The organism is Gemella sp. 20925_1_85, assembly GCF_041433735.1.
GTDB lineage: Bacteria > Bacillota > Bacilli > Staphylococcales > Gemellaceae > Gemella.
This window is the reverse complement of sequence record NZ_JAPWCC010000011.1, coordinates 41,055-57,091: the sequence shown is the minus strand read 5'-3', so window position 1 is coordinate 57,091 and position 16,037 is coordinate 41,055. Positions and strand designations below refer to the sequence as shown.

The 16,037-nt window shown below is 30.1% G+C and carries 14 protein-coding genes and 1 other RNA gene; 2 read left to right on the top strand and 13 right to left on the bottom strand.

Annotated elements, in window-relative coordinates; translation table 11 throughout:
• Window positions 1-465: 465 nt before the first annotated feature.
• Window positions 466-975: a GNAT family N-acetyltransferase gene (locus O3884_RS04930; RefSeq protein ID WP_371452106.1), complete on the top strand. Its 510-nt coding sequence runs from the start codon at window positions 466-468 to the stop codon at window positions 973-975.
• A gap of 32 nt (window positions 976-1,007) precedes the next feature.
• Here O3884_RS04930 and O3884_RS04925 read toward each other — a convergent pair whose 3' ends face one another.
• The 9 genes from O3884_RS04925 to O3884_RS04885 all read right to left on the bottom strand — a co-directional run bounded on the left by O3884_RS04925 (window position 1,008) and on the right by O3884_RS04885 (window position 12,861).
• Window positions 1,008-3,347 carry an endonuclease MutS2 gene (locus tag O3884_RS04925; RefSeq protein ID WP_371452105.1) on the bottom strand — a complete coding sequence of 780 codons (2,340 nt, stop codon included), beginning with the start codon at window positions 3,345-3,347 and terminating at the stop codon, window positions 1,008-1,010.
• A gap of 163 nt (window positions 3,348-3,510) precedes the next feature.
• Window positions 3,511-4,044: a CvpA family protein gene (locus O3884_RS04920; RefSeq protein ID WP_004264291.1), complete on the bottom strand. Its 534-nt coding sequence runs from the start codon at window positions 4,042-4,044 to the stop codon at window positions 3,511-3,513.
• Between the two features lie 136 nt (window positions 4,045-4,180).
• Window positions 4,181-5,830 (bottom strand): DAK2 domain-containing protein, encoded by a 1,650-nt coding sequence (locus O3884_RS04915; RefSeq protein WP_371452104.1) that lies wholly within the window; start codon window positions 5,828-5,830, stop codon window positions 4,181-4,183.
• 11 nt (window positions 5,831-5,841) lie between these two features.
• The gene (locus O3884_RS04910) at window positions 5,842-6,201 is read right to left on the bottom strand and encodes an Asp23/Gls24 family envelope stress response protein (protein WP_003144659.1); all 360 of its coding nucleotides are present in this window, start codon (window positions 6,199-6,201) and stop codon (window positions 5,842-5,844) included.
• 130 nt (window positions 6,202-6,331) lie between these two features.
• Window positions 6,332-7,264, bottom strand: coding sequence for a ketopantoate reductase family protein (locus tag O3884_RS04905; protein WP_371452101.1), 933 nt, complete (start codon window positions 7,262-7,264; stop codon window positions 6,332-6,334).
• Window positions 7,265-7,390: 126 nt separating this feature from the next.
• Window positions 7,391-8,437, bottom strand: coding sequence for a PTS sugar transporter subunit IIC (locus O3884_RS04900; RefSeq protein ID WP_371452099.1), 1,047 nt, complete (start codon window positions 8,435-8,437; stop codon window positions 7,391-7,393).
• 171 nt (window positions 8,438-8,608) lie between these two features.
• A complete protein-coding gene (gene rsmG / locus O3884_RS04895; protein ID WP_371452098.1) occupies window positions 8,609-9,322 on the bottom strand; it encodes a 16S rRNA (guanine(527)-N(7))-methyltransferase RsmG in 714 nt (237 codons plus the stop codon).
• Window positions 9,315-11,198, bottom strand: a complete 1,884-nt coding sequence (gene mnmG / locus O3884_RS04890) for a tRNA uridine-5-carboxymethylaminomethyl(34) synthesis enzyme MnmG (protein WP_371452097.1) — start codon at window positions 11,196-11,198, stop codon at window positions 9,315-9,317. Before mnmG ends, rsmG begins: the two co-directional genes overlap by 8 nt.
• A gap of 262 nt (window positions 11,199-11,460) precedes the next feature.
• Entirely contained in the window at window positions 11,461-12,861 is a 1,401-nt protein-coding gene (locus O3884_RS04885) for a cation:dicarboxylate symporter family transporter (RefSeq protein ID WP_371452096.1), read from the bottom strand.
• A gap of 288 nt (window positions 12,862-13,149) precedes the next feature.
• On the opposite strand from O3884_RS04885, the gene O3884_RS04880 reads away from it, so the two are divergent.
• Window positions 13,150-13,596 carry a flavodoxin gene (locus O3884_RS04880; RefSeq protein ID WP_371452094.1) on the top strand — a complete coding sequence of 149 codons (447 nt, stop codon included), beginning with the start codon at window positions 13,150-13,152 and terminating at the stop codon, window positions 13,594-13,596.
• Window positions 13,597-13,635: 39 nt separating this feature from the next.
• Here the strand turns inward: O3884_RS04880 and O3884_RS04875 are convergent, their stop codons facing one another.
• The 4 genes from O3884_RS04875 to rpoZ all read right to left on the bottom strand — a co-directional run bounded on the left by O3884_RS04875 (window position 13,636) and on the right by rpoZ (window position 16,030).
• On the bottom strand, window positions 13,636-14,139 hold the full coding sequence (locus tag O3884_RS04875) for an RrF2 family transcriptional regulator (protein WP_003144673.1): 504 nt from the start codon (window positions 14,137-14,139) through the stop codon (window positions 13,636-13,638).
• A 77-nt stretch (window positions 14,140-14,216) separates the two neighbouring features.
• On the bottom strand, window positions 14,217-15,344 hold the full coding sequence (locus O3884_RS04870) for a THUMP domain-containing class I SAM-dependent RNA methyltransferase (protein ID WP_371452092.1): 1,128 nt from the start codon (window positions 15,342-15,344) through the stop codon (window positions 14,217-14,219).
• 56 nt (window positions 15,345-15,400) lie between these two features.
• Window positions 15,401-15,778, bottom strand: an RNA gene (gene rnpB / locus O3884_RS04865) — RNase P RNA component class B.
• A 54-nt stretch (window positions 15,779-15,832) separates the two neighbouring features.
• Window positions 15,833-16,030 carry a DNA-directed RNA polymerase subunit omega gene (rpoZ, locus tag O3884_RS04860; protein ID WP_004264469.1) on the bottom strand — a complete coding sequence of 66 codons (198 nt, stop codon included), beginning with the start codon at window positions 16,028-16,030 and terminating at the stop codon, window positions 15,833-15,835.
• Window positions 16,031-16,037: the final 7 nt, after the last annotated feature.

Here is a 16,037-nt window from a genome sequence, read left to right as displayed (position 1 = left end):
GTTGCGATTAACAACTTTTATATTTTAACATTTTTAAATTTCTTTGTCAAGCTTTTTTTAAAACTTTTTTTAAAAATGTTTTTCGTCTTCTTCAGAAGACTTCTATTATTCTATCATTTCTTCGAATGTTTGTCAAGAAGTTTTTTATATTTTTTAAAAACTTTTTAACCGTTTACTTCGTTGAAATAATTGATTTTGTCTTTCTTCAAGACTTTTATAAGTTTATCATTTCTTTTATATTTTGTCAAGAACTTTTTTATAATTTCTTAACATTTAATTTTTCGAAATGTTTGATTGTTCGTCTTCTTCTTGAGAAGACTTTTACTATTCTATCATCATCTTTATTTCTTGTCAATAATATTTTCATATTTTTTCATTATAATTTCATTTTTTCTTTCTATTTACTATTTACATTCAAATTCTATTGATATATTATAGAAATATATAATGTAAGGAGGATTATTTATGATTATTTTTAAAGAACCTATTGATGTTTCGTTTCAACAAATACAAGACTATAAAAATGAATTTACTTCAAATAATGAAACAATTCATGGAGCTGCAAATATGACCAATCTTTCTATTGAAGAATGGGTACAATTTACAGAAAACACTAAGTATAAGGAAACAGTAACTCCTGGATTTGTCACTGCTCATACTTTCTTTGCACTGGATAATAATAAGATTGTAGGTATTATTAACGCTAGACATGAACTTAATGACTATCTTTTAAACTTTGGTGGTCATATAGGTTACAGTGTTAGAAAATCTGAAAGAAGAAAAGGTTATGCTAAGAAAATGTTAAACTACACTTCTAAGTTTTTGTTTTCACTTGGTCTAGAGAAAATTCTAATTACTTGTGATAAAAATAACATTGCCTCAAAACGTACTATTGAATCATGTGGTGGTATTTTAGAAAACGAGGTAATAGAAGAATCTAGAATCACACTAAGATATTGGATATATAAAAAATAAGGTTAGGTTGGAAATTAATCCAACTTAACCTTTTACTTCATTTCGACTACTGTAGCTCCCATTCCACCTTCGTTTTGACCTCCGGTTCTATAGCTAGCTACATATCTATTATTTTTAAGATATTCTCCGATATTTTTACGAAGTATTCCTGAACCTAACCCATGAATTATAGTAAATGTATCATACCCTTGAAGTATTACTTTATCCATATAGTTTTCAATCTCTCTTATCGCTTCTTCTGTATTTAATCCTATTACGTTGATATCAATACCGACTTTTTTACTACTTACATTACTTGTGCTTACATAACGTTTAGCAACTTCCGGTTCACTATCGATTTTTCTAACTTCTTTTTTCTTAATATTTAGTTTCATTGCACCCATTTTGATTTGTAGGGTATTTCCTGAAATTTCTAATACAGTAGCTCTTTGATTATAACTTAGTACAAGAACATCATCACCAACCTGTATTTCACTATTATTAAACTTAGGTTCACTTTCTAATTTTCTTTGTAATCTTATATTATTCTTACTCTTATCCATAGAATGAAGTAATTCATTAAGTTCATGTTGTTTTAAAGAAGTATTGTCTTTAAATTCTTTATAAATCTCAAGCATTTCTTCTTTTTTCTCTTCTATTTCTTTATTTAACTCTATACTTAAATCATTATACAGACTTTCTTTATACTCTTCATATTTCTGAAGATTTGATTCAAGAGTTTCTTTAACTTCATCAATTTCATCTAAACTTTTATTTATATATTCTAATTTATAATCATATTCTCTTATACTTTCAGAAAGTTTATCTATGAAAAGATTATTCTCTTTTGTATTAACTTCTAATAACGAACTTGATTCATCTATAATAGATTGCTCTAAACCTAGTTTAGCAGAGATATTTATTGCATTAGACTTACCTGGTAATCCTATAATAAATCTATAAGTCGGTTTTAATTTTTCAAAATCAAATTCCATTGATGAGTTTTTATAATACTCTGATTCAAAACAATAGTTTTTAATTTCTGGATAATGAGTTGTACATAACATTGTTGCATTTAGATTTTTGAACTTTTCTAATAACGCAATTGACAGTACAGCACCTTCACTTGGATCAGTACCTGAACATAATTCATCTAATAGAATAATACTCTTATCATTTGTTTTATTTAATATATCTATTATATTAGTCATATGTGAAGAAAAAGTAGATAAGTTATTCTCTATAGATTGCTCATCTCCTACATCAACAAACACATCTTCAAAAAATCCAACCGTAGATTCCTCTAGTGCAGGAATATAAAATCCTAAATGTGATAAATACACACATAATCCAACTGTTTTTAAAATTACAGTCTTACCACCAGTATTAGGACCAGTTATTATTAGTGAATTTCCTTTATTGTCTAGAATAACATCATTTTTCACAACTACATCTTTATCAATTAAAGGATTATATGCTTTCTTTAGATTAAGTTCTTGTGAATTTACTATGTTTTGTTTATTAAAGCCATTTCTAGCACAAAAGTTCATTTTTGAAAAAATAAACTCTATTTGTGAGAAGTTCCAAAGTGAATTTATAAGCTCATCTGCTTTTTCTTTAATAACTTCTGAAGCTTCTTTTAAGATTCTAAGTATTTCTTCTTTTTCTTTACGTTTTAGTATTCCAATTTCATTATTAATTTCTACATTTTCTTTTGGTTCAACATAAAAAGTATTCCCCGATGCACTCTCATCATGGATAATTCCACCAAAATCATTTTTATATTCTGGTTTTACTAATATAACATCACGATCATTTCTCTTAGTAACAATTGCCTCAGTTAATTTTTTAACATTTGAACGTAAGATATTCTTTAAAATTTGATCACTTTTATTTTTTAACTTAGCAATATTTACTTTGATGTTCTTCAATTCTAATGAAGCGTCTGGTCTTATATAACCGTCCTCATCTATTATTCTATCTAGGTATCTTTCAAGATCACTAAAATCATCTAGTTTAACTACATATTTTGTTAAACTTGGATAATTAGAATGTTCTTGTAATTTAATATTCTCAAACCTTCTAGAAAATCTATCATAAGTTATAATATTTCTTAATATATAGAAGAGTTCCTTTTCCGAAAGGACACTATCAATTTTAGCTTTCTTAACACTAGCGTTATAGTCAAATATTTTTAATTTGAATTCATTTGGATACTTTCTTAGTAAGTCATATCCTTCTTCATTTTCTTTATGAACTTCTACTAACTTATCGTAATTTGTTATATATTCTAAATTTTTTATTTTTTCATAAGATAACTCTGAGAAACAATATTTCTCTACATCTTTTAAAACTAAGTCTAAATTTAGTTTCTTTTGAGTAATTTTATTCAATCTAATCTCACTCCTTCTATCTATATTTACATGCTTTTTCTTTTTATAACACAAACTATTATACACTAAATACAAGCATTAAACAATTTCTTTCGATTAAAATCATAATCTGGTTTAATTACACAAAAAATTCGAAGCACTTTCCGTACTCCGAATTTTTCAATTATTTATTAAAGAATAAACTAATAAACTGTTTTGATAACACTGGCGTGTTTTGTATTATATAGTCTGGTAGCACAGAATCTTTAAATATCGCTATCTTCCAATCTGGTGTAGGCAATACTGTTACTAGATATAATACTACGAAAACTATTAAATAAATTTCTACAAATCCTAAAATAGCTCCTAAATATCTATCCGTTATTTTTATTAACGGTAATTTTCTAACAACACCTAATGTTTGTGCTAGAATTTGTATTATTAAACGTATTACAATAAATAATACAATAAATGAAACTATTCGGTAATATGCAGTTGGAATATTTAATCCTTTATATATTCCTTCTAAACCATCTGTAACATCAGTTGGAATTGGTATCATACTTGTAAATAAATATGCTAATCTTGAACTGAATAACATTGATACTACATAACCTATTACAATTGTTCCCAGATAAAAAATTTGCATGATTAACCCACGTTTGTATCCTAAGTACGCACCTGCTGCTAATAATAATGCAATAATTATATCAACCATGTTTTCTCCTTTCCAATCATAATCTGTTTTGCTTTAATGTCTTATGATTAGTATATTGATATTTTACTCTATCAACTTTAAAGTAGCATTAATCTATTTTAGACTAATGCTACTTTTTTAATTTAACATTTAATTATTATTCAACCCCAATAATATATGGATATACTGGTTGTCCTGATTCAATAAGTTCTACTTCTACATCAGGATATTTTTCTTCGATTAATTGCTCTAAGAAATCAGTATATTCTTCTGTACTTTCTTCACCAAGGTAAAGTGTAACAATTTCAGAGTCTTCATCAAGTGATTTTTCTAATAATTCTTCTAATACTGTATTAAGCGAAAGATTAGAAACTACAATCTTACCATTTCTAATTCCCATAAATTCATCTTTCTTAATTTCAACACCTTCAATATTAGTATCACGAACAGCGTGTGTTACTTCTAAAGTACTTACTGTAGATAAGACTTCTTGCATATTTGCAAAGTTTTCTTCAGCAGCTGCTTGTGGATTGTATACCATTACCGCAGCTAGTCCTTGAGGTGCTGTTTTACTTTCAACTACAAAAACATTTTCTTCAGCTAACTCAGCAGCTTGTTTTGCTGCAAGTTGGATGTTTTTGTTATTAGGGAAAATAAAGATATTCTTAGCGTTAACTTCTTTAATAGCTTTCATGATATCTTCAGTAGATGGATTCATTGTTTGCCCACCTTCTACGATATAATCAACTCCCATAGAAGTTAGAACTTTGCTTAAGCCAGCTCCCATAGAAATAGAAATCATCGCTTGTTCTTTAAGTTCTTTTGGAGCAGTTGTTTGTTTAGCTTCTTGTTTTCTAAGAACCTCACGGTGTTGTTCTCTCATATTATCAGATTTAATTTTGATAAGTTCTCCGTATTGTTGCCCATAGTTGAACACGTCACCTGGAGTTTCTGTATGAACGTGAATTTTTACATACTCACTATCAGAAATAACTAATAATGAATCACCAAATTTACTCATATCTTCACGGAATTTATCTTCATTAAATTCTTTTTTCTCTTTATCAAGACGTACAGTGAATTCCGTACAGAATCCGTACACTATATCTTCTGGGCTCATGAAATCCATATCATGATCGTCTTCGAATTGCATATCAACAACATTAGTTTCTACCGCTTCCAGACCTTCGATTTTCTCACCTTTTAGTGCAGCAACAAATCCTTGGTATACACAAACAAGACCTTGACCACCTGAGTCTACTACACCAACTTCTTTTAGGATTGGTAATAATTCAGGTGTTCTTTTTAGTGACGCTTGCGCTTCAGCATATATAGCTTCCATTACTTCTACCACAGAAGTAGTTTTCTCAGCTGCTTTTACCCCAGCTTCTGCAGCTTCACGTGCAACTGTTAGGATTGTTCCTTCCACAGGTTTAATTATCGCTTTATACGCGATACTTACTCCATTTTGAATAGCTTCAGCAAATTCTTTTGCATTAACTTCCTTTTTATCAGCGATGTGTTGAGACATCCCTCTAAATAGTTGAGAAAGGATAACACCAGAGTTTCCACGTGCACCCATTAATAAACCTTTAGAAAAAGATTTACCTAATTCACCGATGTTTTCAACAACATTTGCAGCTGTTTCTTTTGCACCTGATGACATTGAAAGATTCATATTTGTTCCTGTATCACCATCTGGTACAGGGAAAACGTTCAATGCGTTTATTTTTTCTGCATTTTTAGCTAAATTTTTTGATCCTAAGTCGATCATTTCAGCTAAAACAAGTCCGTTAATTTTCTCCACTATCTTTCCTCCTATTTATTTACCTTGATGCCTTGAATGTAAATGTTAATTTCATCTACTTTAACACCTAGTGTTTTTTCTATTTGATATTTAACTGAAGATTGAACATTGTTAGCTATTTCTGAAATTTTTGTTCCATACATAACAATGATATATAAATCAATAACAAGTTTATCTTCATCTTTTTTTACTTTAATTCCTTTTGCGTAATTTTCTTTACGTAAAATTTCTGTAATTCCATCTTTAACTTGATTTTTACTAGCCATTCCTATAATACCGTAGCAACTTACAGCTGCTCCACCAGCTACTGATGCAATAACATCATCACTTATAGAAACATGACCAAATTCATTATTAATTTCTAATGACATATCTTTTCCTCCTATTTAAAAATAGACAAATTGAACATACGAACTATTATACCTTTTTTAACAGAAAAATACAAGTAAAACATTGATATTTCTCTACTTAGAGCCTTTTAGCATCCCTTTTATAATACTATTATTTATTATTATTGATGAACTCCTTAGAGTGAATCATTAATGTAATAACATCACAAACAGGAGTTGGAATATTATGTATTTTCCCTAATCTTGATACTTCTCCATTTAAATAATCAATCTCAGTTAAACGACCATTTTTCATATCTTGATATAGTGAAGGATAATGTGCTCCTCCCGTTTCTAGTGAGAATAGACTTTCTATATTTTTTTCAATAACTTCTTGTTTTACGTCAATACCTTCTGCTCTTCCTACAGCTGTTACTTCATTCAAAACTGCTCTCGTTAATTCTAAATTTTTAACATAACTTCCATATTGATTAATATTGCAATCAATTAAAGTACAATATGAATTTAATACACAGTTTAATCCAGCTTTATGCCAGATTGATTGATAAGTGTCAGCTGAATACTTAATATTTAATCCAGCACCGTTAAATCTTTCCACTAAAGCTAATGTTCTTTCTAGGTTAACCTCATTAACTTGTTTTAATTCTATTTTTCCTATACCATGTGCTTCCAGTATTCCTGGTCCACCAAGACCACTAGTCCATACAGTAACACCTATTAAAATATTTTCTTCTTTTACATAATCTTTTAATGTTTCTACATGACCAAGACCATTTAAAATACAAATAATTTTAGTATCTTCGTGTAAAAGATGCTTTACACTTTCTAACATCGGTCTTAACTGCATCGATTTAGTTGCTACAAATATAACATCATACTTCCCTGAAATTTGCTCTGGTTTATAAATAGGAATATAGAAGTTTCCTAAATCTACATCATCAATAATGACCTTTAATCCTTTATTTCTTATATTTTCAACATGAGCCTCCCAAGTGTCGACAAAAGTCACATCCTCTTTATTTTTAAACAACATATATCCAAATCTTGAACCTAACGCCCCTGCACCTGCAAATAATATTTTCATAATCATTCTCCTTAATTTTTCTTCTACTTTAATTTTATAATTACAGAATTACTTTGTCAACGTTATCTCTTTATTTTTAATATATAAAAAAGATACTCGAAACAAATTCGAATATCTTTTAATTTACTATAAGTTTTCTGGTTTATATGCTTCAGGTTTATATAGTTTTAATATATCTGAATAAAGTCTATCAGCTAAGAATGCAACTACAAACGGAATTACAAAGAATGCTAATAGAATTGGAAGTAAGTTTCCACCATTCATTGCGTATGATTTTGTAGGTCCGATTAATCCGATAATTCCAAATCCTGCACTTTCATGAGTACCAAGGATTTTTAGGAAGTATCCAGATAAACCTGTAACTGCTGCTGTTGTTAAAATAGTAAGGAATAATTGTGGTTTACGTGCACAGTTAGGCATCATAAGTTTAATTGCACCTAATAGGATGGCAACACTTGCTCCTTTACTGTTAGCTCTGTATGTACCAATTGCTAGTACTGCAGCTGCAGAAACTAGTCCTAATGTAGCTGCTCCTGCACCTACATAGTTCTCATTCGTGAATAAGATTAATCCCATCGCTACTGTAGATACAGGTGTTACGATTAAGAATGAGAATGCCATTGTTATTAAGATACACATTAATACTGGTTGTAATGTTGTAAATTCAAAAATTACTGACGCTAATAGTTTTGTTAAACTCTTTGTATAAGGTAATGTTACTAATCCTAATGCTGCTACTAGTCCTCCAGTTATCGGTAAGAAAATGATTGTAACAGCTCCAAATTTATCTTTAACATAACTTATCGCTAATGCTCCAATTGCTGCTATTAAAATTACGTTAAATAAATCTCCCATCGGAACTCCAGTCCACGCTTTTGTTTGAGCATTAAAAGTTAATGAACCACTTGCTGCTAAGACCGTAGCACCTAATACTGATGACTCTAAAGGTTTAAATTTTAAACTTTGCCCAACAATTACACCAACTAAAACTGGTACAGAAAATTGTAATAAATACATCGCTTGTGAAAGTGTAGTGAATACGTTCGGTGCAAATAGAGTTCCTAAGTACTTAAACAATGTACTTAAAACAGCATTTGGAATTAATCCTGCAACAACTCCTAAGGCAGTTCCGTTTAAAATAATATTAAGAAAATCCTTTACTCTTTTTGACATATATATCCTCCTTTTTCTTGTTTGTTTTTAATATAATAAATATAATAATATAAAATCAAAAAAAAGTAAAGAATTTTTTGAAAATTTCTTTCTTTTTTCTTTTTTTATTTCATTAAAGTATATACAAAAGGAGAATTCATAGATAAAACTACAAAATTCTCCTTTAATAATCTATAATATTGGTTTTTTATTCGGTGTACCAGCTTTTCTTGGATACTTATTAGGTGTTTCTTTGGCTTTACGAATTTCTAGTATATGCCTTTCTTCACCTTCAATATCAAATTCAAGATCTTGCTCTAATTTTCCACCTAAAAGTTTTATTGCATTTATTGCTTCTTTAGTTTCTTCTTCAGCTTTTTGAGCTTTTAGACTTAAGAAGTAACCATCTTTCTTAACTAATGGTAGACAAAGCTCAGCTAATACATTTAATCTTGCTACAGCTCTAGCAGTTACTATTTCAAAACTTTCTCTGTATTCTTTATTTTGACCAAATTCTTCTGCTCTAGCATGAACAAAATTACAATCAGTAAGTCCAAGTTCATCTTTTACTAGATTTAAAAACTTAATACGTTTATTTAAAGAATCAACAATAGTAACTTTTAAATTTGGGTATAATATTTTCAATGGAATTGATGGAAATCCTGCTCCACTTCCCACATCGCAAATACTTTCAATATTTGAATAATCTTTATAAAATGCTAAAGAAATCGAATCAAAGAAATGTTTTGTATAGAACTCATCTTCTTCAGTAATAGCAGTAAGATTAATTTTTTGGTTCCATTCTACAACTAAATCATAGTATTTACTATACTGCTCTTTCTGAAGTTCTGATAATTCTATACCTACCTTTTCTTTCACAGCATTATAGAATTGTTCTTTATTCATTATTCATACCTCTTCTTTGTTCTAAGTATACTAATAGAATTGAAATATCTGCTGGGTTAACTCCTGATATACGAGATGCTTGTCCAATAGTTAATGGTAAAACTTTTTTTAGCTTTTCCCTTGCTTCTAGAGCTAAACTTGGTACATCATCATAATTTAAATCTGTAGGAATTTTCATCTCATTCATTTTTTTAAGTTTTTCAACTTGTTGAATAGATTTTTTAATATACCCTTCATATTTAACCTCGATTTCAACTTGTTCTACTACGTCTCTAGGTAACACTGTTTCGTCATTTGCTAAATAAAGTACATTTGCATGAGTTAATTCTGGACGTCTTAGCATATCAATAGCTAAGATTCCATCACGAATTTCAGCACTGTTTAACTCTGCTAATTTTTCTAAAGTCGCAGCTGTTGGAGTTATTCTGAAAGTTTTAAGTCTTTCTATTTCATCAGCTACCATACTACGTTTTTCACAGAATTTATTATATCTTTCTTCTGTTACTAGGCCATAGTTATAAGCTTTTTCCGTTAAACGCATATCTGCATTATCGTGACGTAGAAGTAATCTATGTTCAGCTCTTGAAGTTAGAAGTCTATAAGGTTCGTTTGTTCCTTTTGTTACTAAGTCGTCAATAAGAACTCCAATGTATGCTTCATCTCGACCAAGTATCATCGGCTCTTCATCTAGAACTTTACATGCTGCATTTATTCCCGCCATGATTCCTTGACCTGCAGCTTCTTCATAACCACTTGTACCATTAATCTGACCTGCTGTAAATAATCCATCGATTAATTTTGTCTCTAGTGTAGGCCAAAGTGTTGTTGGATTTACAGCATCATATTCAATTGCATAACCATTACGCATAATAACTGCATTCTCTAGTCCTGCAATACTTCGAACCATATCTCTTTGTACATCATCAGGTAATGACGTTGATAAACCTTGTACATAGATTTCTTTCGTATTTCTTCCTTCTGGTTCTAAGAAAAGTTGGTGTCTTTCTTTATCATTAAAACGAACGTATTTATCTTCAATACTTGGGCAGTATCTTGGTCCTGTTCCTTTAATAACTCCAGAGTACATTGCAGAACGACCTAAGTTTTTATCAATAATTTCATGAGTGTTTGTATTAGTATAAGTTAACCAACAAGGAACCTGATCTTTTACGAATTCTGTAGTTTCATAACTAAATGCATGCTCCTCATCATCACCTGGTTGAATCGCTGTTTTTGAAAAATCTACACTATCTGCATTAACCCTTGGTGGTGTCCCAGTTTTAAATCTAACTAAATCAAAACCTAATTCTTCTAATTGTTTTGCAAGATCGATTGATGGCATCTGATGGTTAGGTCCTGAAGAATATTTAATATCTCCAATTACGATTTCACCACGTAAATAAGTACCCGTTGTGATAATTATTGTCTTAGCTTTATATGCTGTACCAAGCATAGTTCTTAAACCAACCACTTTATTATCTTCAATAATAAGCTCACGTACCATCGCTTGCTCGATATCTAGATTTGGAGTATCTTCTAAGATTCTCTTCATCTCTAATTGGTATTCTACCTTATCAGATTGCATTCTTAATGCACGAACTGCTGGCCCTTTTGCTGTATTTAACATCTTACTTTGAATGTTAGTTTTGTCTGCTACACGTCCCATTAGACCACCAAGTGCATCTACTTCACGTACAACAATTCCTTTTGCCGGTCCACCCACACTTGGGTTACATGGCATAAAACCAATAGTATCTAAGTTTATTGTAATCATTAAAGTTTTAACACCTTTTCTACTAGCGGCGTGTGCTGCCTCAATTCCGGCATGTCCTCCTCCAATTACAATAACATCATATTCTTTTAAAAATTCAGTCATAGTACCTCCATATATTTTAACGTAATTGCAAAATAATGCTTTGACCAAAATTTTGATATATTACTAAATTTTTACCTTTATTATATTATCATATTGGGAACAAAAAAACTAATAATATACATATAATAGTTTTGTTATTTCATATTTTAAATAAACTTTTTACATTTTCATCCTATGTTAGATAGTATTTATATTCTTACTATCTAGCTATAATATTTGAATACAAAAAAATCGTAGCACTTTCGTACCACGATTAATCTGTCTATTCTGTTAGCTTGTTAAACTCATTAAATTTATCTTTACTGAATAAACCTAAGTGTTTATCAACCATTATTGAGTTTGTCATACCACCACTAACGTTTAAGCAAGTACGTCCCATATCTAAGATTGGATCTACTGCTAAGATTGGGTTAATTTGATTAAATAATGCACCAAAACCTACTCCGTTTACTGAAACTGAAGCAGCAGTAATTGCTGTTCCTGGAACTCCTGCAATACCTACTGAACCTAAAGTTACAACAATCACAGTCATAATGAATAATGTTGCATCAATTGCAATTCCATTTGCATTAGCTAAGAACACAACTAACATAGTCGGGTAAATCCCTGCACATCCTTGCATCCCTGCTGTAGATGAGAATGAAGCAACAAAGTTTGCTGTTGATTGGTTTACTCCCATTTCTTTAGTTAATGTACTAATTGTTAGAGGTAAAGTACCTGCACTTGAACGAGAAGTAAATGCTAAAACTAAAGGTTTACTTGCTTTTTTGAAGTATGTAACTGGTGAAACACCGTGTAAAACTAAGAATAATCCTTGAATAATGAATTGAATTACAACGGCTACATATAGTAAAGCAATGAATAATAATACATCTTTAATTGATTTTAATCCTCTTTGAGCAATTGTATTCGCTAATAATGGAATTACTGCATAAGGTAATAATCTAATTACTAACACTGTCATACGAGAAACTATAGCATGTAAGTTGGCGATATAATCAATAAAAGTTTTAACTTTGTTTTCATCTTTATTTTGAATATATCTTGCAGCTAAGCCTATAAACATTGCAAAAATTACTACACCGATAACGTTAAAATCAACCATCGCTTTTATAGGATTTGAAGGAATTAATTCACGAATAATTGTAACAACGTTTTTCACTTCTTTAATTTTACTATCTCCATTTCCTAGAACAATAGAACTACTTCCAAGTTTAAAGATAGCAGACACTACAAACCCAACAATTGAACTTATAGCTACCATACCTAAAGTAATAATTAAAGTTAAACGTGTTAGTTTTTTCACATCAGTGTTTGCATTAATATTAACTATAACATTAATAATAGAAACAAGTACTAATGGAACAATTAACATTTTAATCAAATCAATAAAACCATTACCGAATAATGAATACCAAGTTGTAATCTCAGCAACATATTTAATTTTCATCGGTTCATCACTAAAACCTGAATATGCTTGAATAGCTATACCTAAAAGTAAACCAATTGCTGTTGATAATAAAGTTCGCTTTGAAGAACTAACTCTTTTTTGCGCTAGATAATACATAAAGTAAAATAGTCCAAAAAGCACTAATAAAAATAATAAAGTTTCTTTTGTAGAAATCATAATAAATTTCTCAAAGAATGTAAATTTGTTTTCCATTTATCTATCCTCCAAATGAGTATATTACTCATCTTCTATTTATATTTTGTAAAATTTTTATATTAAATTTCTCTCCAACTACAGATAGAATGGAAAAGATTAAGACCTTTTTCCATAATGTACCTCCAAAATGTAAATGATAGTTAAATTAAACTACAATTTTCATAAATTTTCAATACTTTTGCTCAAAATAAATATTCTGAAATGTTTTTGTTTACTTAACTTTTCTAATACGTTATAATAGGGAATAGTTATCATTTATATATAATATAGAACGGAGGAATCTTTTTGAATATTAAATTAGTTTATGCGAGTTTAACAGGTAATACTGAAATGTTATCTGATTTAATGATTGAAAAATTCGAAGAAGAAAAAGGATTAGAAATAGAAAAATTATTTATCGAAGATATGGAAGATTTTGATTTTCTTGATGATGCCGATGCATTTATCGTAGCTACATACACATATGGTGAAGGAGAGCTACCAGAAGAAATGGAAGAATTTTTCGAAGCACTTGCTGATAAAAACTATGAAGGAAAAATCTATGGAGTTATAGGTACTGGTGACACAATTTATGATGAATATTGTGTTTCTGTAGATCAATTCAACGAGCAAATTGCTAAAACTGGTGCAACTAACCCAACAGAAAACCTTAAAATTGAAATTGAAGCAGATACAGACGAAGACTTTGAAAATATCGATAAATTTATCGAATCTTTTGCTAGTGCTTTATAATAAAAAATACGGTTATGAAAAATCATAACCGTTCTTTTTTTATCCTTTAAAGAAGACATTTACCCTTTCAAATTCGTCTTCCCAATTATTCCAATCTAATCTTATCTTAGAATTCTCTTCAAGAATATCTTCAACTAAGTTTTCGATCGTAATTTCTTCTAATGAAGATTTTATAGCTTTATTTACTGTATTAACTTTTTTCAAATACTTGCTATAACGTTTATCAACCGCTAACGCACCTTCAAAAATTTTAGATACATAATCTGTTTTTAAAGCAAATATTTCTACTTCATCATTTAGCGCTACATATACGTCATATAAAGTAACTTTTTTATTTGATTTATATTTATATCCCCCGCCAATACCAGTGTTAGCTTTTACTAGATCATTGACAACCAATTTTCTCATAATTTTTTTCAGATACGTTGGAGAAATATTTAAACGCTGACTTATTTCCTTAGAATTTAAGAAAACATGCCTATCTTGAAGGTATAACATTACCATTATACAGATTGCTTGTTCAGTACTTTTTGTTAAATGCATAAACTCAACCTCTTTTCTTTATAATATAACTCTACTTACATCCTTATTTTATGATATATTTTTATAATTGTCAAATGTTATCTTAATTTTTCTCCCCAGTATTGATAATAGGTACATTCAATGGAACCGTTAAATAACTTTCTTCTTTTCGTTGCCTTTTTCCCGTATAAATGTTCAAACATTTTATGAGATGTTAATAAGTAGAGTGACCAATGTTTTTTATTTTTAAGTTCAGTCCCTAAAAACTTATACATCGCCTCTACTTCTTTTTTCTCTCCTAAACGTTCTCCATACGGTGGGTTGGCAATTACACACCCAGTTTCCTTCTTCGCTACAAAGTCGAAAACTGACATCTGTTTAAACTTAATAACTCCTGCTAACCCTATTTCTTCAGCATTATTTTCAGCAGTTGCTATCATCTTAGGATCAATATCAGAACCATATAATTCTAATTCTTTTTCATAATCAATTAGATCCTCAGCCTTATTTCTTTCTTCATCTACGAGACTTTTCGGCATCCATGGCCATTTTTCAAAGTCAAAGTTTCTATTGATTCCAGGTGCCATATTTTGTGCCGCCATAGCCGCTTCAATTAATAATGTTCCTGATCCACAGAATAAATCATATAAAGGTGTTTCACCTTTCCAGTTAGTTAGTTTTACCATTGCTGCTGCTAATGTTTCTTTTAATGGAGCTGTCCCTTGTTTAGCACGATATCCACGCTTATGTAATCCATCTCCAGACGTATCTAATAGAATAGTTGCAATATCATTTAACATAATAATCTCTAGTCTATATCTAGCTCCTGTCTCGGTTAACCACCCTGTAACTCCATAGCTTTTCTTCATTTTTTCAACAATTGCTTTTTTTACGATTGACTGACAGTCAGAAACACTAAATAGTGTAGACTTATGACTTCGTCCATCGACAGGAAACTTAGCATCTACTGGAAGATATTTATCCCATTCTATTTCTTTAGTTTTTTCAAAAAGTTCTTCGAAAGTATACGCAGGAAATTGTGCAACTACGATTTTAACCCTATCTGCACATCTTAACCATAGGTTCGAACGCACTATTGCTCTCTTATCTCCTGAATAATACACTCTCCCGTTTTCTACTTTTGTTTCATAACCTAATTCTTGCACTTCTTTAGCTACTATTGCTTCAATTCCCATAGGGGTTGTTGCTACTAAATTAAAATTCATTTCTTCCTCCTTAAAAAAAGGGGCTCCTAAGAGCCCCTAGAACTAGTTGTTTTTCTTATCATAAGCCATATTCTGTATCTATCTTACTCAAACGAGACTAGTCTACTCTCGTAAAAATAGCTGTGATCATCTGTCTAAATATATACATATTTCCTATTCCTACATTCATTTCTGCGGAATAAGTGCTTCTACCAAAATTTGAATTGCTCACTCAAGGGGTTTACCGCGTTCCACTTCTTATATTTCTATAAGAACTCCGTCACTGTGGCACTTTCAAGACATATAACCATATAGAAAACTACTTAGGTCATATTTTCTGCCGTCACCATAAGGTGCCTAAACTTATTTTTTCGTTTAGCGTTGAACACTACAGGCATCTCAGCCTGTGTGAGTATGGACTTTCCTCAGCATTTCTGCCGCGATCACTCAAAGAAAAACACTTATATTACTTTACACTAAAAATAACGTTTTGTAAACAATAATCTAAACTATTTTTCTAATACAGAAATTTTACCTTCAGCAATTTCCTCTAATGCTTTACCAACTTCTTTATGAGAAGTGTATTTATCTAGTTTGCTTGTTTCAGGATTTGCAAATAGTTCTCTTGCTCTTTTACTTGCTAATGACACTAGCATATATTTTGAGTTTACTTTTGATTTTAATACGTCTAATTTTGGATATAACATTTTTTTC